The sequence below is a fragment of the Gordonia sp. ABSL11-1 genome, from assembly GCF_030315685.1.
Taxonomy (GTDB): Bacteria; Actinomycetota; Actinomycetes; order Mycobacteriales; family Mycobacteriaceae; genus Gordonia.
Map to the genome: position 1 here is coordinate 27,722 of NZ_JASXSI010000006.1, position 21,198 is coordinate 48,919.

20 protein-coding genes are annotated in these 21,198 nt (G+C 66.5%); 11 read left to right on the forward strand and 9 right to left on the reverse strand.

The annotated features are described in order from the left end of the window. Positions 1-29: 29 nt before the first annotated feature. Positions 30-1,724: a nitroreductase family deazaflavin-dependent oxidoreductase gene (locus QSJ19_RS08805; RefSeq protein ID WP_286319716.1), complete on the reverse strand. Its 1,695-nt coding sequence runs from the start codon at positions 1,722-1,724 to the stop codon at positions 30-32. A gap of 119 nt (positions 1,725-1,843) precedes the next feature. On the opposite strand from QSJ19_RS08805, the gene QSJ19_RS08810 reads away from it, so the two are divergent. Continuing rightward, a complete protein-coding gene (locus QSJ19_RS08810; RefSeq protein ID WP_286319717.1) occupies positions 1,844-2,425 on the forward strand; it encodes a TetR/AcrR family transcriptional regulator in 582 nt (193 codons plus the stop codon). 22 nt (positions 2,426-2,447) lie between these two features. Next, positions 2,448-3,953, forward strand: coding sequence for a YibE/F family protein (locus QSJ19_RS08815; RefSeq protein ID WP_286319718.1), 1,506 nt, complete (start codon positions 2,448-2,450; stop codon positions 3,951-3,953). A gap of 19 nt (positions 3,954-3,972) precedes the next feature. Here QSJ19_RS08815 and QSJ19_RS08820 read toward each other — a convergent pair whose 3' ends face one another. Continuing rightward, positions 3,973-4,836 (reverse strand): hypothetical protein, encoded by an 864-nt coding sequence (locus QSJ19_RS08820; protein WP_286320013.1) that lies wholly within the window; start codon positions 4,834-4,836, stop codon positions 3,973-3,975. A gap of 165 nt (positions 4,837-5,001) precedes the next feature. Further along, positions 5,002-5,685 (reverse strand): TetR family transcriptional regulator, encoded by a 684-nt coding sequence (locus tag QSJ19_RS08825; RefSeq protein WP_286319719.1) that lies wholly within the window; start codon positions 5,683-5,685, stop codon positions 5,002-5,004. 177 nt (positions 5,686-5,862) lie between these two features. Here QSJ19_RS08825 and QSJ19_RS08830 point away from each other — a divergent pair, with 177 nt between their 5' ends. The 5 genes from QSJ19_RS08830 (at position 5,863) to QSJ19_RS08850 (ending at position 10,994) form a co-directional block, all read left to right on the forward strand. Continuing rightward, positions 5,863-6,942: a ferredoxin reductase gene (locus QSJ19_RS08830; protein WP_286319720.1), complete on the forward strand. Its 1,080-nt coding sequence runs from the start codon at positions 5,863-5,865 to the stop codon at positions 6,940-6,942. Positions 6,943-6,947: 5 nt separating this feature from the next. Next, positions 6,948-8,153 carry a fatty acid desaturase family protein gene (locus QSJ19_RS08835; protein WP_286319721.1) on the forward strand — a complete coding sequence of 402 codons (1,206 nt, stop codon included), beginning with the start codon at positions 6,948-6,950 and terminating at the stop codon, positions 8,151-8,153. Between the two features lie 38 nt (positions 8,154-8,191). Then, on the forward strand, positions 8,192-8,566 hold the full coding sequence (locus QSJ19_RS08840) for a hypothetical protein (RefSeq protein WP_286319722.1): 375 nt from the start codon (positions 8,192-8,194) through the stop codon (positions 8,564-8,566). 26 nt (positions 8,567-8,592) lie between these two features. Beyond that, positions 8,593-10,413: a DNA helicase RecQ gene (gene recQ / locus QSJ19_RS08845; RefSeq protein ID WP_286319723.1), complete on the forward strand. Its 1,821-nt coding sequence runs from the start codon at positions 8,593-8,595 to the stop codon at positions 10,411-10,413. A gap of 68 nt (positions 10,414-10,481) precedes the next feature. After that, on the forward strand, positions 10,482-10,994 hold the full coding sequence (locus tag QSJ19_RS08850) for a DUF4395 domain-containing protein (RefSeq protein WP_286319724.1): 513 nt from the start codon (positions 10,482-10,484) through the stop codon (positions 10,992-10,994). 24 nt (positions 10,995-11,018) lie between these two features. Here the strand turns inward: QSJ19_RS08850 and QSJ19_RS08855 are convergent, their stop codons facing one another. The 5 genes from QSJ19_RS08855 to QSJ19_RS08875 form a co-directional block, all read right to left on the reverse strand. Continuing rightward, positions 11,019-11,969 carry a Ppx/GppA phosphatase family protein gene (locus QSJ19_RS08855; RefSeq protein ID WP_286319727.1) on the reverse strand — a complete coding sequence of 317 codons (951 nt, stop codon included), beginning with the start codon at positions 11,967-11,969 and terminating at the stop codon, positions 11,019-11,021. Then, positions 11,966-12,496: a DUF501 domain-containing protein gene (locus QSJ19_RS08860; protein WP_286319729.1), complete on the reverse strand. Its 531-nt coding sequence runs from the start codon at positions 12,494-12,496 to the stop codon at positions 11,966-11,968. Before QSJ19_RS08860 ends, QSJ19_RS08855 begins: the two co-directional genes overlap by 4 nt. Continuing rightward, positions 12,493-13,158 (reverse strand): septum formation initiator family protein, encoded by a 666-nt coding sequence (locus QSJ19_RS08865; RefSeq protein ID WP_286319730.1) that lies wholly within the window; start codon positions 13,156-13,158, stop codon positions 12,493-12,495. Before QSJ19_RS08865 ends, QSJ19_RS08860 begins: the two co-directional genes overlap by 4 nt. A gap of 13 nt (positions 13,159-13,171) precedes the next feature. Then, positions 13,172-14,455 (reverse strand): phosphopyruvate hydratase, encoded by a 1,284-nt coding sequence (gene eno / locus QSJ19_RS08870; RefSeq protein WP_286319731.1) that lies wholly within the window; start codon positions 14,453-14,455, stop codon positions 13,172-13,174. 119 nt (positions 14,456-14,574) lie between these two features. Then, the gene (locus tag QSJ19_RS08875; protein ID WP_502876125.1) at positions 14,575-15,285 is read right to left on the reverse strand and encodes a lytic transglycosylase domain-containing protein; all 711 of its coding nucleotides are present in this window, start codon (positions 15,283-15,285) and stop codon (positions 14,575-14,577) included. Between the two features lie 202 nt (positions 15,286-15,487). On the opposite strand from QSJ19_RS08875, the gene efeU reads away from it, so the two are divergent. From efeU to efeB, 3 genes are read left to right on the forward strand one after another with little or no spacing between them, the layout of a single operon-like run. Beyond that, complete coding sequence (efeU, locus tag QSJ19_RS08880; RefSeq protein WP_286319732.1) at positions 15,488-16,414, forward strand: iron uptake transporter permease EfeU; 927 nt, start codon at positions 15,488-15,490, stop codon at positions 16,412-16,414. 35 nt (positions 16,415-16,449) lie between these two features. Continuing rightward, positions 16,450-17,619, forward strand: coding sequence for an iron uptake system protein EfeO (gene efeO / locus QSJ19_RS08885; protein ID WP_286320015.1), 1,170 nt, complete (start codon positions 16,450-16,452; stop codon positions 17,617-17,619). After that, positions 17,619-18,926, forward strand: coding sequence for an iron uptake transporter deferrochelatase/peroxidase subunit (gene efeB / locus QSJ19_RS08890; protein WP_286319734.1), 1,308 nt, complete (start codon positions 17,619-17,621; stop codon positions 18,924-18,926). The genes efeO and efeB overlap by 1 nt, the downstream gene beginning before the upstream one ends. Positions 18,927-18,942: 16 nt before the next feature. Here the strand turns inward: efeB and QSJ19_RS08895 are convergent, their stop codons facing one another. After that, entirely contained in the window at positions 18,943-19,962 is a 1,020-nt protein-coding gene (locus QSJ19_RS08895; protein WP_286319736.1) for a nucleoside triphosphate pyrophosphohydrolase, read from the reverse strand. Between the two features lie 185 nt (positions 19,963-20,147). Between QSJ19_RS08895 and QSJ19_RS08900 the strand changes: the two genes are divergently transcribed. After that, positions 20,148-21,038 (forward strand): endonuclease domain-containing protein, encoded by an 891-nt coding sequence (locus tag QSJ19_RS08900; protein ID WP_286319738.1) that lies wholly within the window; start codon positions 20,148-20,150, stop codon positions 21,036-21,038. Positions 21,039-21,198 lie beyond the last annotated feature (160 nt).

Below are 21,198 nucleotides of genomic sequence, written 5' to 3' on the forward strand. Positions count from 1 at the left end.
CGTCAGGTCTCTCCGATTCTCTGTCGTGGTCAGTCGGTGAAGGTGATCCGCACCGAGATCGGATCGCTCTGCAGGGCACGGAAACCGGCCGCGGTGATGCCGGCGAACAACGGTCGGGAGGCGAAGGTCCGAGCACGGGCCACGACATCGTCGCCGGGCACGAACTCGGCGGTGCCGCTGCGCCATCGGGCTCCCTGCCGGATGCGCACCCGAGAATCCGCGGCGACGTTGATCGCCCACCCGGACCGGGCACCGTGTTGACTGATGATCCACGCGCCGTCGTCGTCGAAAGCGGCAGAGACGGGCACGACCCGGGCCTGTCCCGATCGGCGGCCGGTCGTCTCGAGTTCGGTGGCCAGTCGCGTGGTGATGCCGATGCGGGACAGGAGTGCCACCGCCGGGTTCGCAATGTGACGGCCGACGGCCCGTTCGAACCGGAACTTGCGCACTGTTCCTCGCGCGGCCACGGGGCCTCGGGTACTGCGCAGTGCGTCGACGCCGTTGCGCCGCACCGTCGTGATGGCGGTCCTCCACAGCGGTCGTAGCGGGTCGGGGTCGAGTCCGTCGCCCATCCGGTGCAATTGGTCGGTATGCCATTGCAGATCCAGTGCGCCCTCCATTGATCGGATCGATGCGACGGTGGCCGCCTTCGCCGGCACCCGGAGGGACAACTGTGGCACGTCGAGGCGGTGTGCGCCGTCGGTGATGAGTTCGCGTGCCGCACCGGGTGAGGTGACGGTGGGCCGCCCGATACCCACGATGTCACAGGCCCCTTCGGCGAGAGCGTCGGCGATGGCCGAACGCGAGCGGAAGCCACCGGTCACCGCGAGCGGTATCCCCGCGGTGAGGTCGCGGACGGTGACCGCGTACTCCAGGAAGTACGCTTCGCGTGCCTGCGTGCTCGCCCGTGCCACCGGCCGTCCCATCATTGCCGGGGATTCGTAACTGCCGCCGCTGATCTCGATGAGATCGAGCGACTCGGCCGCGAGCATCTCGACGACCGCACGGGAGTCGTCCTCGGAGAACCCTCCGCGCTGGAAGTCGGCGGAGTTGAGTTTGATGCCCACGCCGAATCCGGGTCGTACCACGGCACGGACTCGCCGGATCACCTCGAGCGCGAAGCGGGTCCGGTTCTCGATGGAGCCACCCCAGCGGTCCTCGCGCCGATTGGCTTGCGGTGAGAGGAACTGGGAGATCAGGTAGCCGTGCGCGCCATGGATCTGCACGCCGTCGAACCCTGCCGCCTCGGCGACCGAGGCAGCGGTGGCGAATCGCGCGACGATCTCCTCGATCTCCGGGTGGGTGAGTTCACGTGGCGTCGGCATGCCGGGTATCGCCAGCCGCACCGCGGACGGGGCGACGATCGGACCGGCTGTCGTCAGCGGGTTCGCCTGCCGTCCGGGGTGATTCAGCTGCATCCAGATCGGTGAGCCACCGTCCTGGGTGGTTTTCGCCCACCGGGTGAGCGCATCCAGGTGTCGGTCGTCTTCGATCACGACATTGCCGGGCTCACCCAGATACCGTCGGTCGACCATCACGTTCCCGGTCACCACCAGTCCGTATTCCCCTGTGGCCCATCGCGAATAGAGCCGCTCCAACCGGATGTCAGGCCCCGCGTCGTTGTCGCCGAGCCCCTCGCTGAGTGCCGACTTCATGAGGCGATTGGGAAGAACCTGACCCGACGGCAACGTCAGCGGCGTCGACGGCGACACGGTGGTGGTCATCTCACTCCTGAATGTGGGGCCCGGCGTCCGTATACCGGTCGGTCTACCTGGCGACGGTAGTAGACCGACTGGTATATTGCAAGGGTCTTGCACGGTCGGCACGAAAGGATGGGCCCTCGATGGCAGTCCGCGATCAGCTGACCAGCGCCACAGCAGAACTCATGCGGCGCTACGGGGTCGCCGGGACCGGGGTCGCCGACATCCTGAAGCAGAGCGGTGTGGCACGCAGGTCGATCTACCTGAACTTCCCGGGTGGGAAGGCCGAACTCGTGTGCGCGACGACGCGGACGTCGGGCGCAGCGATCACGGCGATCATGCGAAAGCTGATGCGCGCGCCCGATCCGATCGGGGCGTTCGCCGAGATGTGGTCATCTGTTCTCGTCGATTCGGACTTCGACGCCGGCTGCCCCGTGGTCGCCGCCGCACTGGGGCGCCATTCCGCGCCGGAGGCGACGGACGTCGCCGTCGAGGTGTTCGAGGATTGGCGGGCCGTCAGCGCTGAACGTCTCGTCGCCGACGGCGTCGACCCGCAACTCGCCGACTCCCTCGCGATCACCATCGTGGCGGCGATCGAGGGAGCCGTGATCATGGCGCAGGCCGAGCGGTCCACGCGTCCGCTCCTGGAAGTCGCCGCTCGTCTGAACGATCTCGTGGCAGCGCACCTTCCCGCCTCCTCACCTCGCGTTCCGGGTGATGCCTGACCGCCTTGGATAGGGTGTCGTCGTGAGTCATCCAGGACACGGCCACGGTCATTCACACAATCTGTCCGAGATCCCCGCGGTGCTGTCACCGTTCGCGCGTTGGTTCGTCATCATCACCCTCGCGGTGATCGGAGTGGGCGTGGTGGCGGGAGCTGTCGTGCTGTGGCCGTCGGACAGCGACCATCCGATCCCGATGCAGTTCCGATCTGCCGACGGCGGCTCGATCCAGACCGTCGACGCCCACGTCGTCGACCAGAAGCGCGCGCAATGCCTGAATCCGCTCGCCGGCACGGTCCAGGACGACGCCGAGTTCCAGATCGAGGGAGCCGCCGCCGATGGTCCGTGCATCGAGACCACGGTGCAGATCGACGGCGGTGACGATCAGGGACGGCACACGCTGCTCGAGATCCCCACCAATCGCGCCCAATCGGGATCAGAGCCGGGTGCCGTGGCGCCACCGGCCGACCAGCTCGACCAACCACAGGCCGGTCAGCCGACCCTGGCGGTCGGCGACAAGGTCCGACTCAGCGTCGTCCCCGGCCCCGACGGCAATACCCGATACACCTTCTTCGATTTCCATCGCACGGTTCCGACGATCATCTGGGCACTGCTCTTCGTCGGCGCGGTCGTGCTCGTCGCGGCCTGGCGCGGCTTGCGTTCCATCATCGGCCTGGCCTTCGCCTTCCTCGTCCTCGGCGTGTTCACCCTGCCCGCGATCCTCGACGGCGAGTCGCCGGTGGCTGTCGCAGTCGTGTCGTCGGCGGCCATCCTGTTCGTGGTGCTGTACCTCGCCCACGGCATCAGCCTCCGGACAAGTTCCGCACTCCTGGGCACCCTGATGTCACTCGTCCTCGCGGGGGTCCTGAGCTGGCTGGCCATCGAGACGATGCACCTGACCGGACTCTCCGGCGATCAGACCACGAATCTGCAGGTATACCAGGGCAGTATCTCGATCAGCGGCCTGCTCCTCGCGGGATTCATCATCGGGACCCTCGGCGTCTTGAACGATGTGACGATCACCCAGGCGTCGGCGGCCTTCGAGCTCGCGGCCGCGGGGGAACCCACCCGTCTGGCGACGTTCCGGGCGGCCATGCGAGTCGGCCGCGATCACATCGCCAGCACCGTGTACACCCTCGTGTTCGCCTATGCCGGAAGCGCACTGCCCCTGCTGCTGCTCTTCTCGGTGGCACAACAACCATTCGGCTCGCTGATCACCACCGACGCCGTCGCCGTCGAATTGGCCCGATCGTTTGTCGGCGGTATCGCGATCGCGCTGTCGGTGCCGCTCACGACGGTCATCGCCGCGGCCCTGACTCGGCCCGCGGGATCGGTCGATCCCCGATCGGCACCCGAGGCCGCCCCACCCGCCCGGAGCACCGATCCCCGAGAGACCCCCGCATCGACCAGTTCGGCGTCGACTCCTCAGCGGACCGTACGGCCGACCAGCCCGCGGGTCACACCGTCCCCGGCCCCGCCACCACAGTCGTCGCCACCGTCGACGGGACGGCATGCCCGTCCCGACGACTGACGCCCCGCGTCGTCGGCGATCAGCACCGTCCCATCGGGAGCTGAGCGAGGTTGCGGCCCAACCAGTCCCCCATTCTGTTGAGCATCTTCGTCCCGTCGGAGAACGATCCGCTCTTCGGTACCGCGGCCATCGACACGGCCACCTGTCCACGGGTGGTCGAGATGACACCCAACTGGCGGACCAGATATCCGGCAGACTTCGAGGTCGCGGGGCCCCAGCCTCCCTTGACCGCGGTGATCGCTCCCTGGCTGCGTCCGGTCTTCGCGATGCCCCACTGCTGGTTGGCGGCAACCGAACTCATGAGACGGATGATGTGCTCGCTGTCGGGCAGACACGGCAGGTGCGCCCCGAAACGCGCCTGATCTACCAACGCCCACTGCGTGTATCCGGGGTACGACGGCGGGTTGTCGGCCTCGGAGGTGACGTGCGTCCTCTGATCGTGACCTTCCCGCAGGACATCGGTCACCGCATTGACCGAGCTCATCCCGCCGCCGAGCGATCCCCACAGATCGCCGGCTGCGTCGTTGTCGGAGAACTTGATCGCCTTGTCCTCTTTCATCGCGACGGCGAAGCCGTTCTTGCGCTGCGCAGCGAGCGACACCGGCACCTTCAACGTCGACCACGCGCGCCCCGTCTTGAGGGTGCCCATGCTGATCGCCTCGTCGGATCCCACCGGGACGAGCGACAGGCCCACCTGGCCCGGCAACGATTTCCGCATCGACTTCTGCACCGCGGCGAAGCTCTTGCTCAGCTTCTTGTCCAACGGCACGGGCGGCTCGAACATCTTGGCGATCTGCGGCGGGAGCGGCGGCAGCTGCGGGGGCCACCAGGGTGGTGAGGCAGCCGTCGCCGTCGCGGTGCCGAAGGCCACGCAGCACACCATTGTCGCGGTGGCGACGACGAGAGCTCTTTTCACACGTGTCACTTTTATCTCCTGAGTCACTTCTGTAACACAGAGACTAAGGCCATCGCAGATGCTTCACCAGCGACGATGCGAAGTTGTAGCCGTTGTGGCGCCCAGGCGAGCACTCAGAGCCGAAAACGTGCATCATTCACCCCGCGGACGCCATTGCCCCATTCCCAGGAACACCATCACGAGTTGCCGCTCGGTGCGTTCGACGATCTCGCGTTCCACGCCTCGCCCGCGGTAGTCGTTGTCGAGCAGGTCGGCAACGGCGGTGAGCATGATCGTGACGATCAGCTCGGCCGAGATCTCGAGATCTTCCGGATGCCATTGGGCCAGGTCGGGCAGCCGCGACAGATCGATCGCGAGTTCTTTGGAGAACAGCCTCAGCTCGGTGTCGATCGCCCGGCGGATCTCCGCGATGCCACCGTGCTGTTCCCGGACGAGGAAACGGAACTGGGCTTCGTTGTCGTGCACCTGACCGAGCAGGATGGCGAGGGAATTCTGAGCCGTGGGCAGCGCCTGGCGTGCCGCCAGGTCTCGCCGTCCCTCGCGAAGCGTGCGACGCAGAACCCGCATCGAGTCCTCGACGAGCGTGACGCCCAGGTCCTCCATCGACGCGAAGTGACGATAGAAGGCGGTCGGCACGATGCCGGCGCCTCGCGCCACCTCACGCAGGCTGATGCTCGCGAAACTGCGTTCGGCGACCAGTTCCATGGTCGCGTCGAGCAACGACTGCCGGGTCCGGTTCTTGCGTTCCGCGCGCGTCTCGGACTCACCAGGCGCGCGCGAGGACCGCGGGCGGGAAGTGTGTCGGGACCTGGTCACGACCCCGAGTCTAGGCCGAGCACACCGGACCACGGCCTCGACCTCGCCGACGGCACGGTGAACCGGTGATTGCCATCACAGCATTTTCCGCTTGACCAACAGACCCGCCGACATGTCACACTGGTTCGTGTACAGATGTTCACTAAAACGTGAATCTGACCGAAACGGAGCCAGCCCATGAGCATCCGCATCCCCGATGTCGTCGGTTCGATCGTCGAGGCAGCACTGTCTCCTCATCCCGTCGACCGCTATCTCGAACTGATCGATCCGATGATGACGTGGCGCGACCTGCGCGCGAAGATCGTCGGCGTCGACCACCCCACGCCCCGCACCGTCCGCCTGACGCTGCGCCCCACACGGCAGTGGGAGGGCCACCAGGCCGGTCAATATGTGCAGCTCAGCACGGTGATCGATGGCGTACGCCACACTCGCTGCTTCTCGCCGGCGAACGCCTCCGGACGCCCCGGCGGCGACCTCGAACTCACGATCACCGCCCACGACGACGGATTCGTCTCCACCCACCTGCGCGACCACGCCCACGTCGGCATGATCGTCGGCCTGGGCCAGGCGGCCGGTGAGTTCACGCTACCCGCCGTCCGGCCCGCCTCCATGATCTTCATCAGCGGCGGCAGTGGGATCACACCTGTACTCTCGATGGTGCGCACGCTCGTAGCCGAGGGGTATGACGGCCAGGTCGCTTTCCTGCACTACGCCCGCACTCCGGCCGATGTCGCCTACCGTGCCGAACTCGCCGCCATCGAGGCAGCACATCCTCACGTCGACGTCCGACTGCACTACACCCGGGGAGTCGACGGTGAACACTTCACCGCGGCACACCTCGACGGGATCGCCGGCGTCGACGACGCGCATCTGTTCGTCTGCGGCCCGACCGCGCTGATGGACGCCGTCAACCAGCACTACGACGACTCCGGCATGACTCAGCCGATGTCCGGCGAGGCCTTCACCCTCGCCGCTCCGATCGCGGTCGACCGCGACGCACCCGTCGACGGTGAACTGACCTTCCTGCGATCCGGTAGATCCGCGTCCAACGACGGTCGCACCATCCTCGAGCAGGCGGAATCGGCCGGGTTGAACCCGGAATCCGGCTGCCGGATGGGGATCTGCTTCTCCTGCACCGCCATCAAGAAATCCGGCTGCACCCGCAACGTGTTGACCGGAGAAACCGACACCGAAGCCGACACGCAGGTCCAACTCTGCATCAACGCGCCTGTCGGCGACGTGGAAATCGAGGTATAGCAACCATGACCATCACCACGCCCACCAGTACCGACACCAGTACGGCCCTCGTCCCGGTGACCGATCCGCGGGATGACGTCGCCCCGACGGACGATCCGAAGCACATCACGCTCAACTATGAACAGGTCGAGGCGCTCGGTCGTGACCTCGACGAGCTGAAGGCCCGTGTCGTCGCCGACCTCGGCGAGAAGGACCGCGAATACCTGTACTCGATCATCCGGGCACAGCGAGGATTCGAGATCACCGGCCGCGCACTGATGTACCTGGGATTCTTCCCGCCCGCGTGGATCGCCGCCGTCGGCGCGCTCTCCGTCTCGAAGATCCTGGACAACATGGAGATCGGCCACAACGTCATGCATGGTCAGTACGACTGGATGCGTGAGGACACCTACAATTCGCGTGAATTCGAATGGGACACCGTGTGTCCGGCCGATCAGTGGCGCCACAGCCACAACTACATGCACCACACGTTCACCAACATCGTCGGCGAGGACCGCGACATCGGTTACGGGATCCTCCGGATGGACCGCGATCAGAAGTGGAACCCCTACTACCTCGGCAATCTCGGCTACGCGACAGCACTGATGTTGCTGTTCGAGTGGGGCGTCATGCTGCACGACCTCGAAGTCGAGAACATCGTCGCCGGCAAGCGCAAGTGGCACGACGTCAAAGGCCTCGTGAAAGGCATGTGGCGCAAGGCCGGCCGCCAGGTCCTCAAGGACTACGTCGTGTTCCCGGCCCTGACCGGGCCGATGTTCGTCACCACGCTCCTCGGCAACGCGTCAGCGAACCTGGTCCGCAATGTGTGGACGTACTCGATCATCTTCTGCGGCCACTTCCCCAGCGGCGCACAGACCTTCACGCCCGAGGAATGTGCGAACGAGACACGTGGACAGTGGTATCTGCGCCAGATGCTCGGCTCGGCCAACATCACCGGCAGCCCGCTGTTCCATGTGATGAGCGGCAACCTCTCCCACCAGATCGAGCACCACCTGTTCCCGGACATCCCGGCGAGCCGGTACCCCGAGATCTCCGGCGAGGTGCGCGAGATCTGTGAGCGCTACGGACTGCCGTACAACACGGGCTCGCTGAGCCACCAGCTGGCATCCACGTGGAAGAAGATCGCGAAGCTGTCGCTGCCGAACTTCATGACCCGCGACGACAACGACATCGTGGTGACCGTGGAACGGTCGAAGTCCGCGGTCGCGTGATCCGCGAGGCGTCGACACCGGTGGCACAATACGGAACCATGGTCGATCGCATCGAACGCAACAAGGACCTGGTCCAAGAACTGGTGGAGTCGACGGCCACACACGTCGGCCGCATCGCCACCATCATCACCGGCGCCGTCACCGACGTCGCACGAGAGATCGGCGACCTCGTCACCGACGGTTTCGAAATGCGTGAGGCGGCGCGTCGGGCCCGGGACGACCAGGAACGGGGCATCCTCGACGTCGAGGAACACGAACTCGTCGACGACGAGGTGCCACCGGTCGACGACGAACCCGGCGACCCGGTGGACCTCGGCGAACTCCCGGGCACCGAGCAGGCGGCGCTCCCGAGCGCCGAGGACGTACCCGAGGAACCGGTCGACGTCGGAGAGTTACCGGGCGAACAGCCCTGACGCACCGCGACAGTAACCTTGTGCCCATGTCGGACATGTGGCACGTGCTGGAGTCGACCTTCGGATACGAGTCCTTCCGCGGCGACCAGGAACAGATCGTGGGGCATGTGGTCGGCGGCGGTGACGCCGTCGTCCTCATGCCGACCGGAGGCGGCAAGAGCCTCTGCTACCAGATCCCGGCGCTGGTCCGCGAGGGCTGCGGGGTGGTGGTGTCACCACTGATCGCCCTCATGGCCGATCAGGTTGCCGCCCTCCGGGAACTGGGTGTGCGTGCCGCCTATCTCAACTCGACCCAGATGCCCGAACAACGAGCGGAGGTCGAGGCCGCCTACCGGTCCGGCGAGCTGGACCTCCTTTACGTCGCCCCGGAGCGCCTGAACACACCCGGCACGCGGGCGCTGCTCCAGCAGGGCAGGATCTCCCTGTTCGCCATCGACGAGGCGCACTGCGTGTCCCAGTGGGGCCACGACTTCCGGCCCGACTACCTGATGCTCGGCGAGCTGGCCGACCTGTGGCCCGAGGTACCGCGGATCGCGCTGACCGCCACCGCGACCGCCCGCACACACGCGGAGCTCACCGAGCGCCTCCGGCTCGACGACGCCCGCCACTTCGTCGCCGACTTCGACCGGCCCAACATCACCTACCGCATCGTCTCCAAGTCGGAGCCCCGCAAGCAGCTGCTCGATTTCATCCGCACCGACGGCGTCGTCGACGGCCGACCGGCCACCGGCATCGTCTACGCACTCAGCCGTGCGTCGGTCGAGAAGACTGCGGAGTTCTTGCGCAGCAAGGGAATCGACGCGATGCCCTACCACGCCGGTCTCGACCGCGCGGTCCGTCAGGACACCCTCGAGCGTTTCCTCCGCGCCGACGGGGTCGTCGTCGTCGCGACGATTGCGTTCGGCATGGGCATCGACAAACCGGACGTCCGATTCGTCGCGCACATCGATCTCCCGAAGAGCGTCGAGGGCTACTACCAGGAGACGGGTCGCGCAGGGCGCGACGGAGCGCCGTCGGTGGCCTGGATGACCTACGGGCTCGCCGACGTGATGCAGCAGCGACGCCTCATCGACCAGTCCGACGGCGACGCCAATCACCGCCGTGTCCAGCAACAACACCTCGATGCGATGCTCGCGCTGTGCGAGACCGTCGACTGCCGCCGAACCCAGCTGCTGCGATATTTCGGCCAGGAGTCCACCGCCTGCAACAACTGCGACACCTGCCTGAACCCACCGGAGACCACCGACGGTACGGTCGCGGCGCAGAAGCTGCTGTCGACCATCGTCCGTCTCGATCGCGAGTACCGTCAGGCCTTCGGCGCGGGCCACCTCATCGACATCCTGCGCGGCGCCGACACCGCCCGCATCCGCGAGCAGGGCCACAACCGCCTCAGCACTTACGGAATCGGGACCGAGTTCGATGCCGCCGGCTGGCGTGGCGCGGTCCGCCAGTTCGTCGCGACCGGGATCATTGCGCCACAAGGTGATTACGGCGTGCTTACCTTGACCGAGAAGAGCTGGCCGGTCCTGCGCGGCGAGACGTCGGTCATGCTGCGCCTGGACCCGGTGAAGGCGGTGACCCGTCGGCGATCCACATCGACGGCCGACGAACTGCCCGAGCCGGACCGGGGACTCTTCGAGCATCTGCGCGCCTGGCGCAAGGCCGAGGCGTCCCGACGCGGGGTCCCACCGTATGTGGTGTTCAACGACGCGACGTTGCGAGAACTGGCCGGGCGCCGCCCGGTGACCGCCGACCAGCTGCGATCGGTGTCGGGTATCGGCGACGCGAAGCTCGAACAGTACGGTGACGACGTGCTGGCGACGATCGCCGCCTTCGAACCTGCGTGAGCACAATCATTGCCCGACCGCGCAGCTCTGCCTACTGTGGGTGACGCTGTCTTCGCAGGAGGTATGTCGTGTCCAGGTCGCTGCCGTCGTTCCTGACATTCCCGAACCCGGTCAACGACTACGCGGCGAGATCGACCGCCGGCCTGGTCATCCTGCTCGCCATCGTCGCGATCGTCGTCGACCATCCCGTCGTCTATGCGCTCCTCGCACTCGGATTCCTGCTGCGGGTGATGGCCGGTCCGCGCTACTCGCCCTTCGGCCAGCTGTCGGTGCGGGTCATCGCCCCCAAGATCTGGCGCAAGACCAAGCTGGTGCCGGGCCCGCCCAAGCGTTTCGCACAGACGATCGGGCTCGCGTTCAGCGGCAGCGCCCTGATCCTGTCGCTTCTCGGCCTCGGCCTGGCCGCGCAGATCGTGGTCGGCGCGTTGATCGTCGCCGCCGCCCTCGAGTTCGCCTTCGGACTGTGCCTCGGCTGCATCGCCTTCGGATTCCTGCAGCGCCACGGCGTCATCCCGGAGACGGTATGCGAGGCGTGCAACAACCTGTCGTGGCGAACTCCGGCGGAGCAGACCGCCGCGTAGGTTCACGTTCGCGTCCAGAGGGCGTCAGTCCAGCAACCCCAGCGCGATGCCGTCCAGGATGTCGTGCTCGCTGACCAGCAGTTCGGTGATGCCGGTGCGTGCGGACAGCACATCGGCCAGTTCCATCGTGACCAGCGACCCGCCACCGATCACATCGGCGCGACCGGGGTGCATGGGGCCGAGGGCAGCCCGCTCTGCGCGGGTCATCGCCACCAGCCGACTGCACACCGCGTCGAGATCATCGAACGAGATCCGCGACAGGTGGATCACCTCGGGGTCGTAGTCGGCGAGGCCGGCGCCGATCGCTGCCAGCGTCGTCATCGTCCCGGCCACCCCCACCCATGTATGCGCCCCCTCGACGGGCACAGCGGCAAACGCCGGTTCCAGTCGCTCACGGGCGAAGACGCGGGCCGCGGCGACCTCGTCGTCGGACGGCGGATCCGACGGCAGGCACCGCTCGGTGAGCCGCACGCACCCGATGTCGGCGGAGAACGCAGCGCTGACTCCGTCGCTGTCGCCGACCACCACCTCGGTAGAGCCGCCACCGAGGTCGGTGACAACGAAAGGTCCACGCGCGGAGTCGAGTTCGCCGACCGCACCACGAAACGAGAGGCGGGCTTCCTCGTCACCGGTGATGACCTCGGCACGCGCACCAGGAACCGCCCGTCCGAGGAGTTCTGCGGTCATCGCGAAGAACTCGTCCCGGTTGGCCGCGTCCCGCGTCGCCGACGTCGCGACCATCCGCACCCGCTCGACGCCCGCGGCGATCATGATGTCGACGTAGTCCGCCAGCGCCTGACGGGTCCGCTCGATGGCCTCCGGGGCGAAACGTCCGGTGGCATCGACGCCCTGCCCGAGGCGCACGACGCGCATCTCGCGATGGAGGTCGACGAGTGGTGCGGGTGCCGAGTTTGCACGCGCGACGAGCAGACGGATCGAATTGGTGCCGCAGTCGATGGCGCCGACGACGATCACGAGTTCTCTCCGAGCCGCTCGGCACCGGGACTCATCCGCGGCCAGTCGGAGGGAATAGCGGTGCCGCGCAACGCTCCTTCGGCTGCCAGCGCGACGGCTTCATCACCGAGCGGGTTCGTTCCCGGACCCTTGGCGAGGGAATGGGCCATCAGCACATGCAGGCATTTCACGCGGTCGGGCATGCCGCCGCCGGTGAAGTCCGTGCCGAGGGATTCAATCGCGTCCCTCTCGGCGAGATACGACTCGTGGGCAGTCCGATAAGCAGCCGAGAGTGCGTCGTCGGTACCCAACCGGGCGGTCATGTCCTTCATGACGCCGGCGGACTCGAGCCGACTCGCCTCCGCGGTGAGTCGCGGATCGGTGAGGTAGTAGAGCGTCGGAAAAGGCGTGCCGTCGGGAAGTCGGGGGGTCGTCTTGATGACCGCGGGCTGCCCGTCCGGCGTACGATAGCTGACCTCGATCACACCGCGTGGTTCACGTCCGAGTTGCGCGGCGATGGTGGCGAAGTCGGCGTCGGTGACGCTCACTTGCTGGTCGGCGGGGTCGAGACCGACTCCCACAGATTGCCGTACCACGGGTTGCGTGCCCGCTCCTGCGCCTTCTTCTGCGCGGCCATGCGCGCGTCGTCGCCGGGGTACATCATCACCAACGCCTTCTCCCCCGGCCTGACCAACTGGAGACGCTCACGCGCCTTCGCCTCGATGTAGGCCGGATCGCCTTGCTCGTTGACCTTCTGCTGATAATCGGTGACCTCGGTGTGGAGTCGATCATTGCTGGCCCGGAGCTGCTCGAACTCTCCACGCTGCGAGAAATATGTGCGGACCGGCATCGCCAGCGTCAGCGCGACGACACTCACGACGAGCGCGAGGACGATCGCGCGCTTGGCGTCGAGTCCCTCCCACCGCGCGGCAAGCGCGGCACCGTCGATCCGTCGCCGCGAGGTCGGGCGCGAAGGGCGCACCCGCTTCGGCGCGGGTTTCTCCTCGGTGTCGTCGGCGACGGTGTCGTCGGCGAGGTCGATCGGATCGAGATCGTCCGAATGCACTTCCTGCTCACCGGTCTCCGTCACCGAGATGCGGGTCGCCCGGGCCGACCCCGGGCGCGCGCCCGGCGATCGGGGACGGGCGTGACCGCGCGTAGCGGTGCCACGACGATCAGCCCGCGCCCGACGACGCCCGTCCTCAGTCATGGGGACCAGCTAATCACGAACCAAACGAGAAACGTGGGAAGGCGAGGTCTCCCGCGTACCGTGCCGCGTCGCCCAGGCCCTCCTCGATCCGCAGGAGCTGGTTGTACTTCGCGACGCGCTCGCTGCGAGCCGGCGCACCCGTCTTGATCTGGCCACATCCGCAGGCGACGGCCAGATCGGCGATGGTGGTGTCCTCCGTCTCACCCGAGCGGTGACTCATCATCGTCTTGTAGCTGTTGTTGTGCGCCAAGGCGACCGCGTCCAGGGTCTCGGTGAGCGAGCCGATCTGGTTCACCTTCACCAGCAGCGCGTTGGCGACTCCCTCAGAGATCCCACGCTCGAGACGCTCCGGGTTCGTGACGAACAGGTCGTCACCGACCAGCTGGACCTTGTCGCCGATCGACTCGGTCAGCGCGGCCCATCCGGTCCAGTCGTCCTCGGCCAGGCCGTCCTCGATCGACACGATCGGGAAGTCGGCGACCAGCTTCTCGAAGAAGGTGATCATCTCGTCGGCCGACAGATCCTTGCCCTCGAGTTTGTACACACCGTTGGAGAAGAACTCGGTCGATGCCGCGTCGAGCGCGACGACGACGTCCTGGCCGAAGGTGTAGCCGGCCTTGCCGACGGCGTCGCCGATCGCCGCGAGCGCCGCCTCGGTGTTGGGCAGGTCGGGGGCGAAACCGCCCTCGTCACCGAGCGCGGTGTTGAGGCCTTGCTTGTTCAGCACGGACTTCAGGGCGTGGTAGACCTCGGCGCCGCAGCGCAGCGCTTCCTTGAACGTGGGCGCACCGACCGGCGCGATCATGAACTCCTGGAAATCGATCCCGTTGTCGGCGTGCTCACCGCCGTTGATGATGTTCATCATCGGTACCGGAAGGATGTGCGCGTTCGGTCCGCCGATGTAGCGGAACAGGGGAAGCCCGGCCGACTCGGCCGCGCCCTTGGCCACGGCGAGCGAGACACCGAGGATCGCGTTCGCGCCGATCCGCCCCTTGTCGGGAGTGCCGTCACAGTCGAGGAGTGCCTGATCGACGACACGCTGCTCCTCGGCCTCGAGACCGATGATGGCCGGCGCGAGCTCGCCGAGAACGCCCTCGACCGCCTTGGTGACACCCTTGCCGAGATATCGCTCGCCGCCGTCACGGAGCTCGACCGCCTCGTGCTCGCCGGTCGAAGCTCCCGAGGGGACCGCAGCGCGCGTGAAGGTGCCGTCGTCGAGAACCACTTCGACCTCGACGGTCGGGTTACCCCGCGAGTCCAGAATCTCGCGTGCACCGACCTGCTCGATCATTGCCACAGCTGCGCCCCTTACGGTCGACGGGTCGACGTCATCGCCGACGCCGACAGGTACGGGTCAAAGCCTAATCGTTGCCTGCCGGGCGCACGTGACGAGGGAGAGACTGGTGACCGCATGGGTCAGTAGCGCACGTTGACGGAGTATGCGTTGGCTCGATCGCGGACATCGAGCACGTACTGGGTCGAGTTGTTGTAGACCTTGACGGCCTTCTCCCACCCCTCGGGTGTCGTCATGTCCCCACCCGAGGACACGCACAGGTACCGCGCCGCCGAGAGCGCCGCGTCGTCGATGTTGTCCGGGTCCGCGCGGCCGTCGCCGTTGGCGTCGACGCCGTACCGGTTCCAGGTCTCCGGGATGAACTGGAACGGACCCATCGCCCGGTCGTGCGTGGAATCTCCGTCCATGCGGCCGCCGTCGGTGTCGTGGATCTGCATGTTGCCGCGCGTGCCGTCGAGGGCGACTCCGCGGATGGGGGGTGAGGTGTCGCCGTTCGGTGCGATGTCGGTGCCGTGGTGGGTTCCGTGCTTGCTCTCCACCGCGGCGACCCCCGCGAGCGTCGTCCATGCGAGGCCACACTCGGGGTGCTGCTGGCGCTGGATCTCGGCCGCGTTGCCGTAGGCCTCGAGGGCGATCAACGGGATGCCGGTCGAGTCGGCGATCGGTGTGGCCCACTCGCGGAGCAACTCGGCGGTGCGGCCGGGCGAGTTGATGTTGATGTACGGAGTCGGAGCACCGGCGCCGGGCGGGATGCCGTCCGGGATGTCGGGGCGTTTCAGCGACGGCAGATCCAGGCACGCCGACGCGACGAGCGCCGTCGCGCCGATGATCATCGGGGCCGCCACCGCCCGACTGGCGACTCGGCGCCACGTCCCCATCCGCCCCTCCACCGTCGACTCTCCCTCTGGGTCCTTGGTCCCGTTCTTCATGACAACTTTGCGACAGCCCTTTCGGTTCCCGGCGGTCGGGGCTACTGTCACCTGGTTAGCCTCACCAAACCTGCATCGCTCGCGGTGCAGTCGCAGAAAGTCCGTGATGAGTTCTCTGGCTGCGGGTGGCGCGCCCTCGATTTTCGCGCAGATGTTCGGCAGCGGACTCATCGGGCTTCGCGAAGGCCTCGAAACGGGCATAGTGGTGATGATCCTCGTCGCCTACGTCGTGAAATCGGACCGACGCGATGCACTCAAATGGATCTGGGCAGGCGTCGCCGCGGCGGTCGCGATGGTGATCTTCGTGTTCCTGATCATCCACCTCGGGACGTCGACGGTGTCCACCCTGACCGCCGAACTCATCGCCGGACTCGCGTCGCTGGTCGCAGTGGCCATCGTCACGTTCATGGTGTTGTGGATGAGCAAGGCGTCGGCACACATCTCATCCGACCTCAAGGACGAGATGTCGAATGCGCTCATCACCGGCGGCGTCTCCGTGATGGGTCTGGCGTTCCTGGCCGTCGGCCGCGAGGGCTTCGAGACCGCGCTGCTCATGGTCGGCTATGCGGAGAGCGTGTCCGGGGGCCTGTGGCCGTTACTCGGACTGCTCCTGGGGATCGTCGTCGCCGTCGTGATCAGCATCCTGCTCTACCGGGGTGCGGTCCGACTCAACTTCCACACGTTCTTCCTCTACACGGGGATATTCCTCATCTTCGTCGCGGCCGGGATCCTCGCCTACGGAGTCCGTGCGCTGCAGACCGTGGGCTGGCTACCCGGCGGCAACACGCTGGCGTTCGACATCAGCGAGCATTATGACCAATCGTCGTGGTACGGCACGGTTCTGGCAGGCATCTTCAACTTCCGCCCGGACCCGACGGCGCTGCAGGTCGTCGCATGGTGCCTGTACGTGGCGATCGTCCTGACGTTCTTCCTCCGCGCGAACCGCCCGAAGCGGCCGCCCGCACCGGCGAATGGTTCGTCCACCGAGACCCCGGCACCTACCACGCCGGCATCTGAAAGGAATCCAGGGTGAAACCGAGTAGCACCACGACGGTCGCATTGCTGTCGATGGCGGTCGCCGCCCCGATGTTGTTGGCCGGGTGCACGTCGAAGGAGAGCGCGAACGGCGCGATCGCCGTCACCTCCACCAACGACGCGTGTGAGCTGGCCACCAGCGAGGCACAGACCGGCGACGTGAACTTCAAGGTGACCAACAACGGCTCCAAGGTCACCGAGTTCTACGTGTACGGCAACAACAACCGCGTCCTCGGCGAGGTGGAGAACATCGGCCCCGGCCTGTCGGGCAACCTGACGGTCGAGGTGACCGACCCAGGCACCTACACCGTCGCATGCAAGCCCGGGATGGTCGGCACGGGCGTTCGCGAGGAGATCACCGTGACCGGCGACAAGAAAGAGAAGTCGCAGGCTCCGGAGGACGTGAACAACGCCAAGGAGCAATACCTCAGCTATGTCCGCAATCAGCTGAACACTCTCGAGACGCAGACGAAGACCTTCGTCGACGCCGTCAAGAGCGGCGACCTCGACGCCGCCCGTGCACAATTCGGACTCGCGCGCACACCGTACGAGCGGATCGAACCCGTCGCCGAGTCGTTCCCTGATCTCGACCCGGCCATCGACATGCGCTGGGACGACACCGAAGACGGCAAGCAGCCATTCACCGGATTCCACCGCATCGAGCGCTACCTGTGGCCGCCGCAGCCGCAGGAGATCGGCGACGGCCCGGGTCAGATCTCTCCGGCCGACGCCGCGAACGCGAAGGCCACCGACACGAAGCCGAACATCGATCGAGCCGCCGACCAGCTCCTGGCCGACGTCACCACCCTCAAGACGGAGGTGAACAAGCCGGACTTCACGTTCGAGACACGGTCGTTCGTGCAGGGGCCGCAGGCGCTCATCGACGAGGTCGCCGCGACCAAGGTCGGGGGCGAGGAAGACCGGTACTCCCACACCGACCTCTGGGACTTCGCCGCGAATGTCGACGGCTCGGAGACGGCCATCGCGACGATGCAGCCGATCATCTCCGCGAAGGATCCGCAGCTGATGGACAAGATCACCGCACAGTTCGCCGATGTCCGCAATGCCATCAACGAGTTCCGCGAGGGCGACGGATACGTCAGCTACACCCAGGTGACCGAAGCGCAGCGCAAGGACCTGTCCAACAAGATCGACGCGTTGTCGGCGACGCTGTCGCAGGTTCCGGGTCTGGTCCTGGGCTGATGTCCGAGCCCACCCCGACACCGGCAGAACCCGCAGGGCGTCAGCGCTTCTCGCGTCGCGCCCTGCTGGGAGGCGCCGGAGTCGGGGTGGTCGCTGCGGCGGGCGGGGTCGCCATCGGCCGCGCGACGGCCGCCGAGGACACCGCGGGCGGCAAGGTGGTGCCGTTCCGCGGCGACCGGCAGGCAGGCATCATCACCGCCGCCCAGGACCGATTGCATTTCGCGAGCTTCGACGTCGTCACCGACTCCCGGTCCGACCTCGTCGCGATGCTGAAGGCCTGGACCGACGCAGCAGAACGCATGACGCGTGGCGAGGAGACGGTGCCCGGAGGCGCCGTCGACCACGGCGACTACACGCCCCCCGCCGACACCGGTGAGGCACTCGGCCTGAGCGCGGCAAACCTCACCCTCACGATCGGTTTCGGCCCAGGGTTGTTCGGCCCCAGCGCATCCGACCCCGCGAGACGCGACCGATTCGGGCTCGCGGACCGCAAACCTGCCGCATTGGTCGATCTGCCCGCGTTCGCGGCCGAGCGGATCGAACTGTCGCAGTCGTTCGGCGACATCTGCATCCAGGCCTGCGCCGACGACCCGCAGGTGGCCGTGCACGCCATCCGCAACCTCGCGCGGATGGGCCTCGGGGTTGTCGCGGTGCGCTGGTCTCAGCTCGGCTTCGGCCGTACGTCGTCGACCACACAGTCGCAAGAGACACCGCGAAACATGTTCGGCTTCAAGGACGGCACCGCGAATCTGCGTGCCGAGCAGACCGATCTCCTGGACCGATGGGTGTGGGTCGGCGCGGACGACAACCCGTCGTCGGCGCAGTGGATGACGGGCGGGACGTACCTCGTCGCACGGCGAATCCGGATGGACATCGAACCGTGGGATCGAGCGAACCTGTTAGAGCAGGAGCAGATCGTCGGGCGGCTCAAGGGTTCCGGCGCCCCACTCGGGCAGGAAGGTGAGTTCGACGCCCCGGACTTCAACGTCACGTCGTACGGCGCACCGATGATCCCCCGCAATGCCCATGTACGCCTGGCCCATCCGGACAATCTCGGCGGAATCAGGATCCTGCGGCGCGGCTACAACTTCACCGACGGCTCCGACGGATTCGGGCATCTCGACGCAGGTCTGTTCTTCATCGCCTTCAACCGGGACACGAGCAAGCAGTTCGTCCCGATGCAGCAAGTGCTCTCCCGGCAGGACGCGATGACCGAGTACTTGATACCGAACGGGTCGTCGGTGTTCGCGATCCCACCCGGCGTGCAGCCCGGGGAATGGTGGGGACAGCACCTGTTCGAGGGCTGATCAGCTCACGTGCGGGTCACTGATCTTCGTCGCCGACCGGGTCTTGTTTCGCGCCGATCGGGTCCAGATCTTCGTCGATCGGGTCCAGATTTTCGCCGACCGGGTCCAGATTTTCGCCGACCGGGTCCAGTTCGTCGCCGACCGGGTCCAGAATCGCCAACCAGTCTGCGCGATTCCTCGGTGTGATCCCCTGTTCGCGTCCGCGCATCTCAGTGTCGTGCACCTGTGCCATCATATCGCGAACACGTTGTCGGGCAACCTCTTCGACGCTGTCACCGCCGATACCGATGGTCACGCGGGTGATCGCTGGATCGATGCGCTCCATCGGATACCCTGCCGACTCGAGCCGCTCCATCACCTTCTGCGTCAGTGCGAGGGCCGGCGCGGTGGTGGCGACGCCGTCCAGCACCGACCCACGCTCCTTCTCCGCCGCCTTGCGTTCCTCCCATTCGCTGATCTGGGTCTCCAGGTCGGCGTGCGCGCCGGAGAGGATCCCCGGTGTCCGGCCACGGACCTTCGCGGTGAAACTTCGTGCGACGTCATCGATGTCGAAAGGATGGTCGGGATCATCGGCAGCGATGCGCGCATGAAACAACACCTGCAGCAGCAGGTCGCCGAGCTCCTCGCGCAGCAGGTCGCGATCATCGTCGTCGATCGCATCGAGCAGTTCGTAACACTCTTCCAGGAGATACCGACGCAGGGATGGATGGGTCTGGGTGCTCTCCCACGGTCCCCGTCGTCGCAATGTGTCCATCAGCGCCACCGCCTCCAGAAGCGCATCACCCGGCACCGGGCGCGCGGCGATGACGTCGTCGCCGCGTTCGATACGGGCGCGGGTCAACGGATGCTGCCGATCGCCGGTGAGCAACGTCGTGTCGGGGTCGTCGCGCTCGGCCCAGGTGGCACCGGTGAGTCCGAGGTCCCACAACGTCGACGGGTGGACGTCCTCGGTGACCACGAGCGGACCGTTCAGCAGGGGCAGTGCTCGCGCCGGGATCGTGTCCGGCCGCAACGGATCGAGCAGGATCACGGTCATCGGCGATCCATCTCCCTTCGGACGACGTGACACGAACCTAGCGCAGCGTCCCGATTCTCCGCCGATCGTGTCCACAAACGCGCCGACCGTGTCCAGAATCCCACCGACCGGGCCCGCCATCCACAGACCTCGGCGTAGGCGCATGCCGATGAAACCGATCCGGTCCGCTCTGCGTCTAAACGGGCATGACACGCAATTCAGAGATCACCCGCAAACGGCTCGTCAAGCGGCAGCAGGCCGTCGAGCGTAGTGGAATGACCGCCGAGGAGTTCGCCGGCGCTTTCAGCCATCTTCGCGGCGGACTCTATGTCGAGCGGTCCGCAATTCTGCCACCAACCGAGCGCATCGATGCGATTGCACTGAGCGCAGATGGGCAACCCGTCGTCGGCGCAATAGCAGCTCTCATCAAGCACGGGGGAAAGTGGCACGACGCCGACTTCGAGGTCGAACTCTTCCGGCACCCCTCGGGATGCGGGAAGCCGGGGCGCGGAAGTCTGGTGCATCGGACCGAACTGACCGAATCGGACGTCATGATCCTCGACGGGATCGCGGTCACGACTCCTCTTCGAACAGCATATGACCTGGGACGACGCGGACCGGAGTGGCGTGCGCTGGGACATCTCGACGACTTGGCACGGGCAACCGGATTCTCGGTGGCGGACCTCCAGGAGTACGCCGACGAGCGCGACGGATATCGAGGAATCCGACAGTTACGATTCCTCATTCCCTTGATCGATGCGCTCGCCGAGTCACCACCCGAGAGCTGGGTTCGCCTCATGATGATCCGCGCCGAGCTGCCGACGCCCGACCTACAGATCGAGGTCGAGAACGAGTCAGGCCATGTCTACGCCCGCATCGACCTCGGCTATCGAGAGCCGAAGATCGCGATCGAGTACGACGGCGAGGACTTCCACTCGACTCCTGAGCAGCGTGCGCACGACGCCGCGCGCGATGAACAGCTACGCAGGGACGGCTGGATCGTCATTCGCATCAACGCCGAGCAGCTTCGGACGGCGCCGTGGCTCATCATCATCGCCATCGAGAACGCCCTGCGGTCGCGTGGCGCGTACTTCTGACGAGCGGACGCCGACGACACGAGGGGCGTCGGAGAACGGCCCGAGCACGATCGACGACAAGTCGGACACGCTCGGCGAGAATCTGGACACGGTCGGCGAAAAGTTGGACACGGTCGGCATATTCTCGGGCACGGTCGGCGAATTGCGGGGCACGATTGCC

Excerpts from the sequence above, each read along its gene's own strand:
- QSJ19_RS08805 (WP_286319716.1), bottom strand. The coding sequence starts at position 1,724 with ATGACCACCACCGTGTCGCCGTCGACGCCGCTGACGTTGCCGTCGGGT.
- QSJ19_RS08810 (WP_286319717.1), top strand. The coding sequence starts at position 1,844 with ATGGCAGTCCGCGATCAGCTGACCAGCGCCACAGCAGAACTCATGCGG.
- QSJ19_RS08820 (WP_286320013.1), bottom strand. The coding sequence starts at position 4,836 with ATGGTGTGCTGCGTGGCCTTCGGCACCGCGACGGCGACGGCTGCCTCA.
- QSJ19_RS08830 (WP_286319720.1), top strand. The coding sequence starts at position 5,863 with ATGAGCATCCGCATCCCCGATGTCGTCGGTTCGATCGTCGAGGCAGCA.
- QSJ19_RS08835 (WP_286319721.1), top strand. The coding sequence starts at position 6,948 with ATGACCATCACCACGCCCACCAGTACCGACACCAGTACGGCCCTCGTC.
- QSJ19_RS08840 (WP_286319722.1), top strand. The coding sequence starts at position 8,192 with ATGGTCGATCGCATCGAACGCAACAAGGACCTGGTCCAAGAACTGGTG.
- recQ (WP_286319723.1), top strand. The coding sequence starts at position 8,593 with ATGTCGGACATGTGGCACGTGCTGGAGTCGACCTTCGGATACGAGTCC.
- QSJ19_RS08865 (WP_286319730.1), bottom strand. The coding sequence starts at position 13,158 with ATGACTGAGGACGGGCGTCGTCGGGCGCGGGCTGATCGTCGTGGCACC.
- QSJ19_RS08875 (WP_502876125.1), bottom strand. The coding sequence starts at position 15,285 with ATGATCATCGGCGCGACGGCGCTCGTCGCGTCGGCGTGCCTGGATCTG.
- efeU (WP_286319732.1), top strand. The coding sequence starts at position 15,488 with ATGAGTTCTCTGGCTGCGGGTGGCGCGCCCTCGATTTTCGCGCAGATG.
- efeO (WP_286320015.1), top strand. The coding sequence starts at position 16,450 with ATGGCGGTCGCCGCCCCGATGTTGTTGGCCGGGTGCACGTCGAAGGAG.
- efeB (WP_286319734.1), top strand. The coding sequence starts at position 17,619 with ATGTCCGAGCCCACCCCGACACCGGCAGAACCCGCAGGGCGTCAGCGC.
- QSJ19_RS08895 (WP_286319736.1), bottom strand. The coding sequence starts at position 19,962 with ATGACCGTGATCCTGCTCGATCCGTTGCGGCCGGACACGATCCCGGCG.
- QSJ19_RS08900 (WP_286319738.1), top strand. The coding sequence starts at position 20,148 with ATGACACGCAATTCAGAGATCACCCGCAAACGGCTCGTCAAGCGGCAG.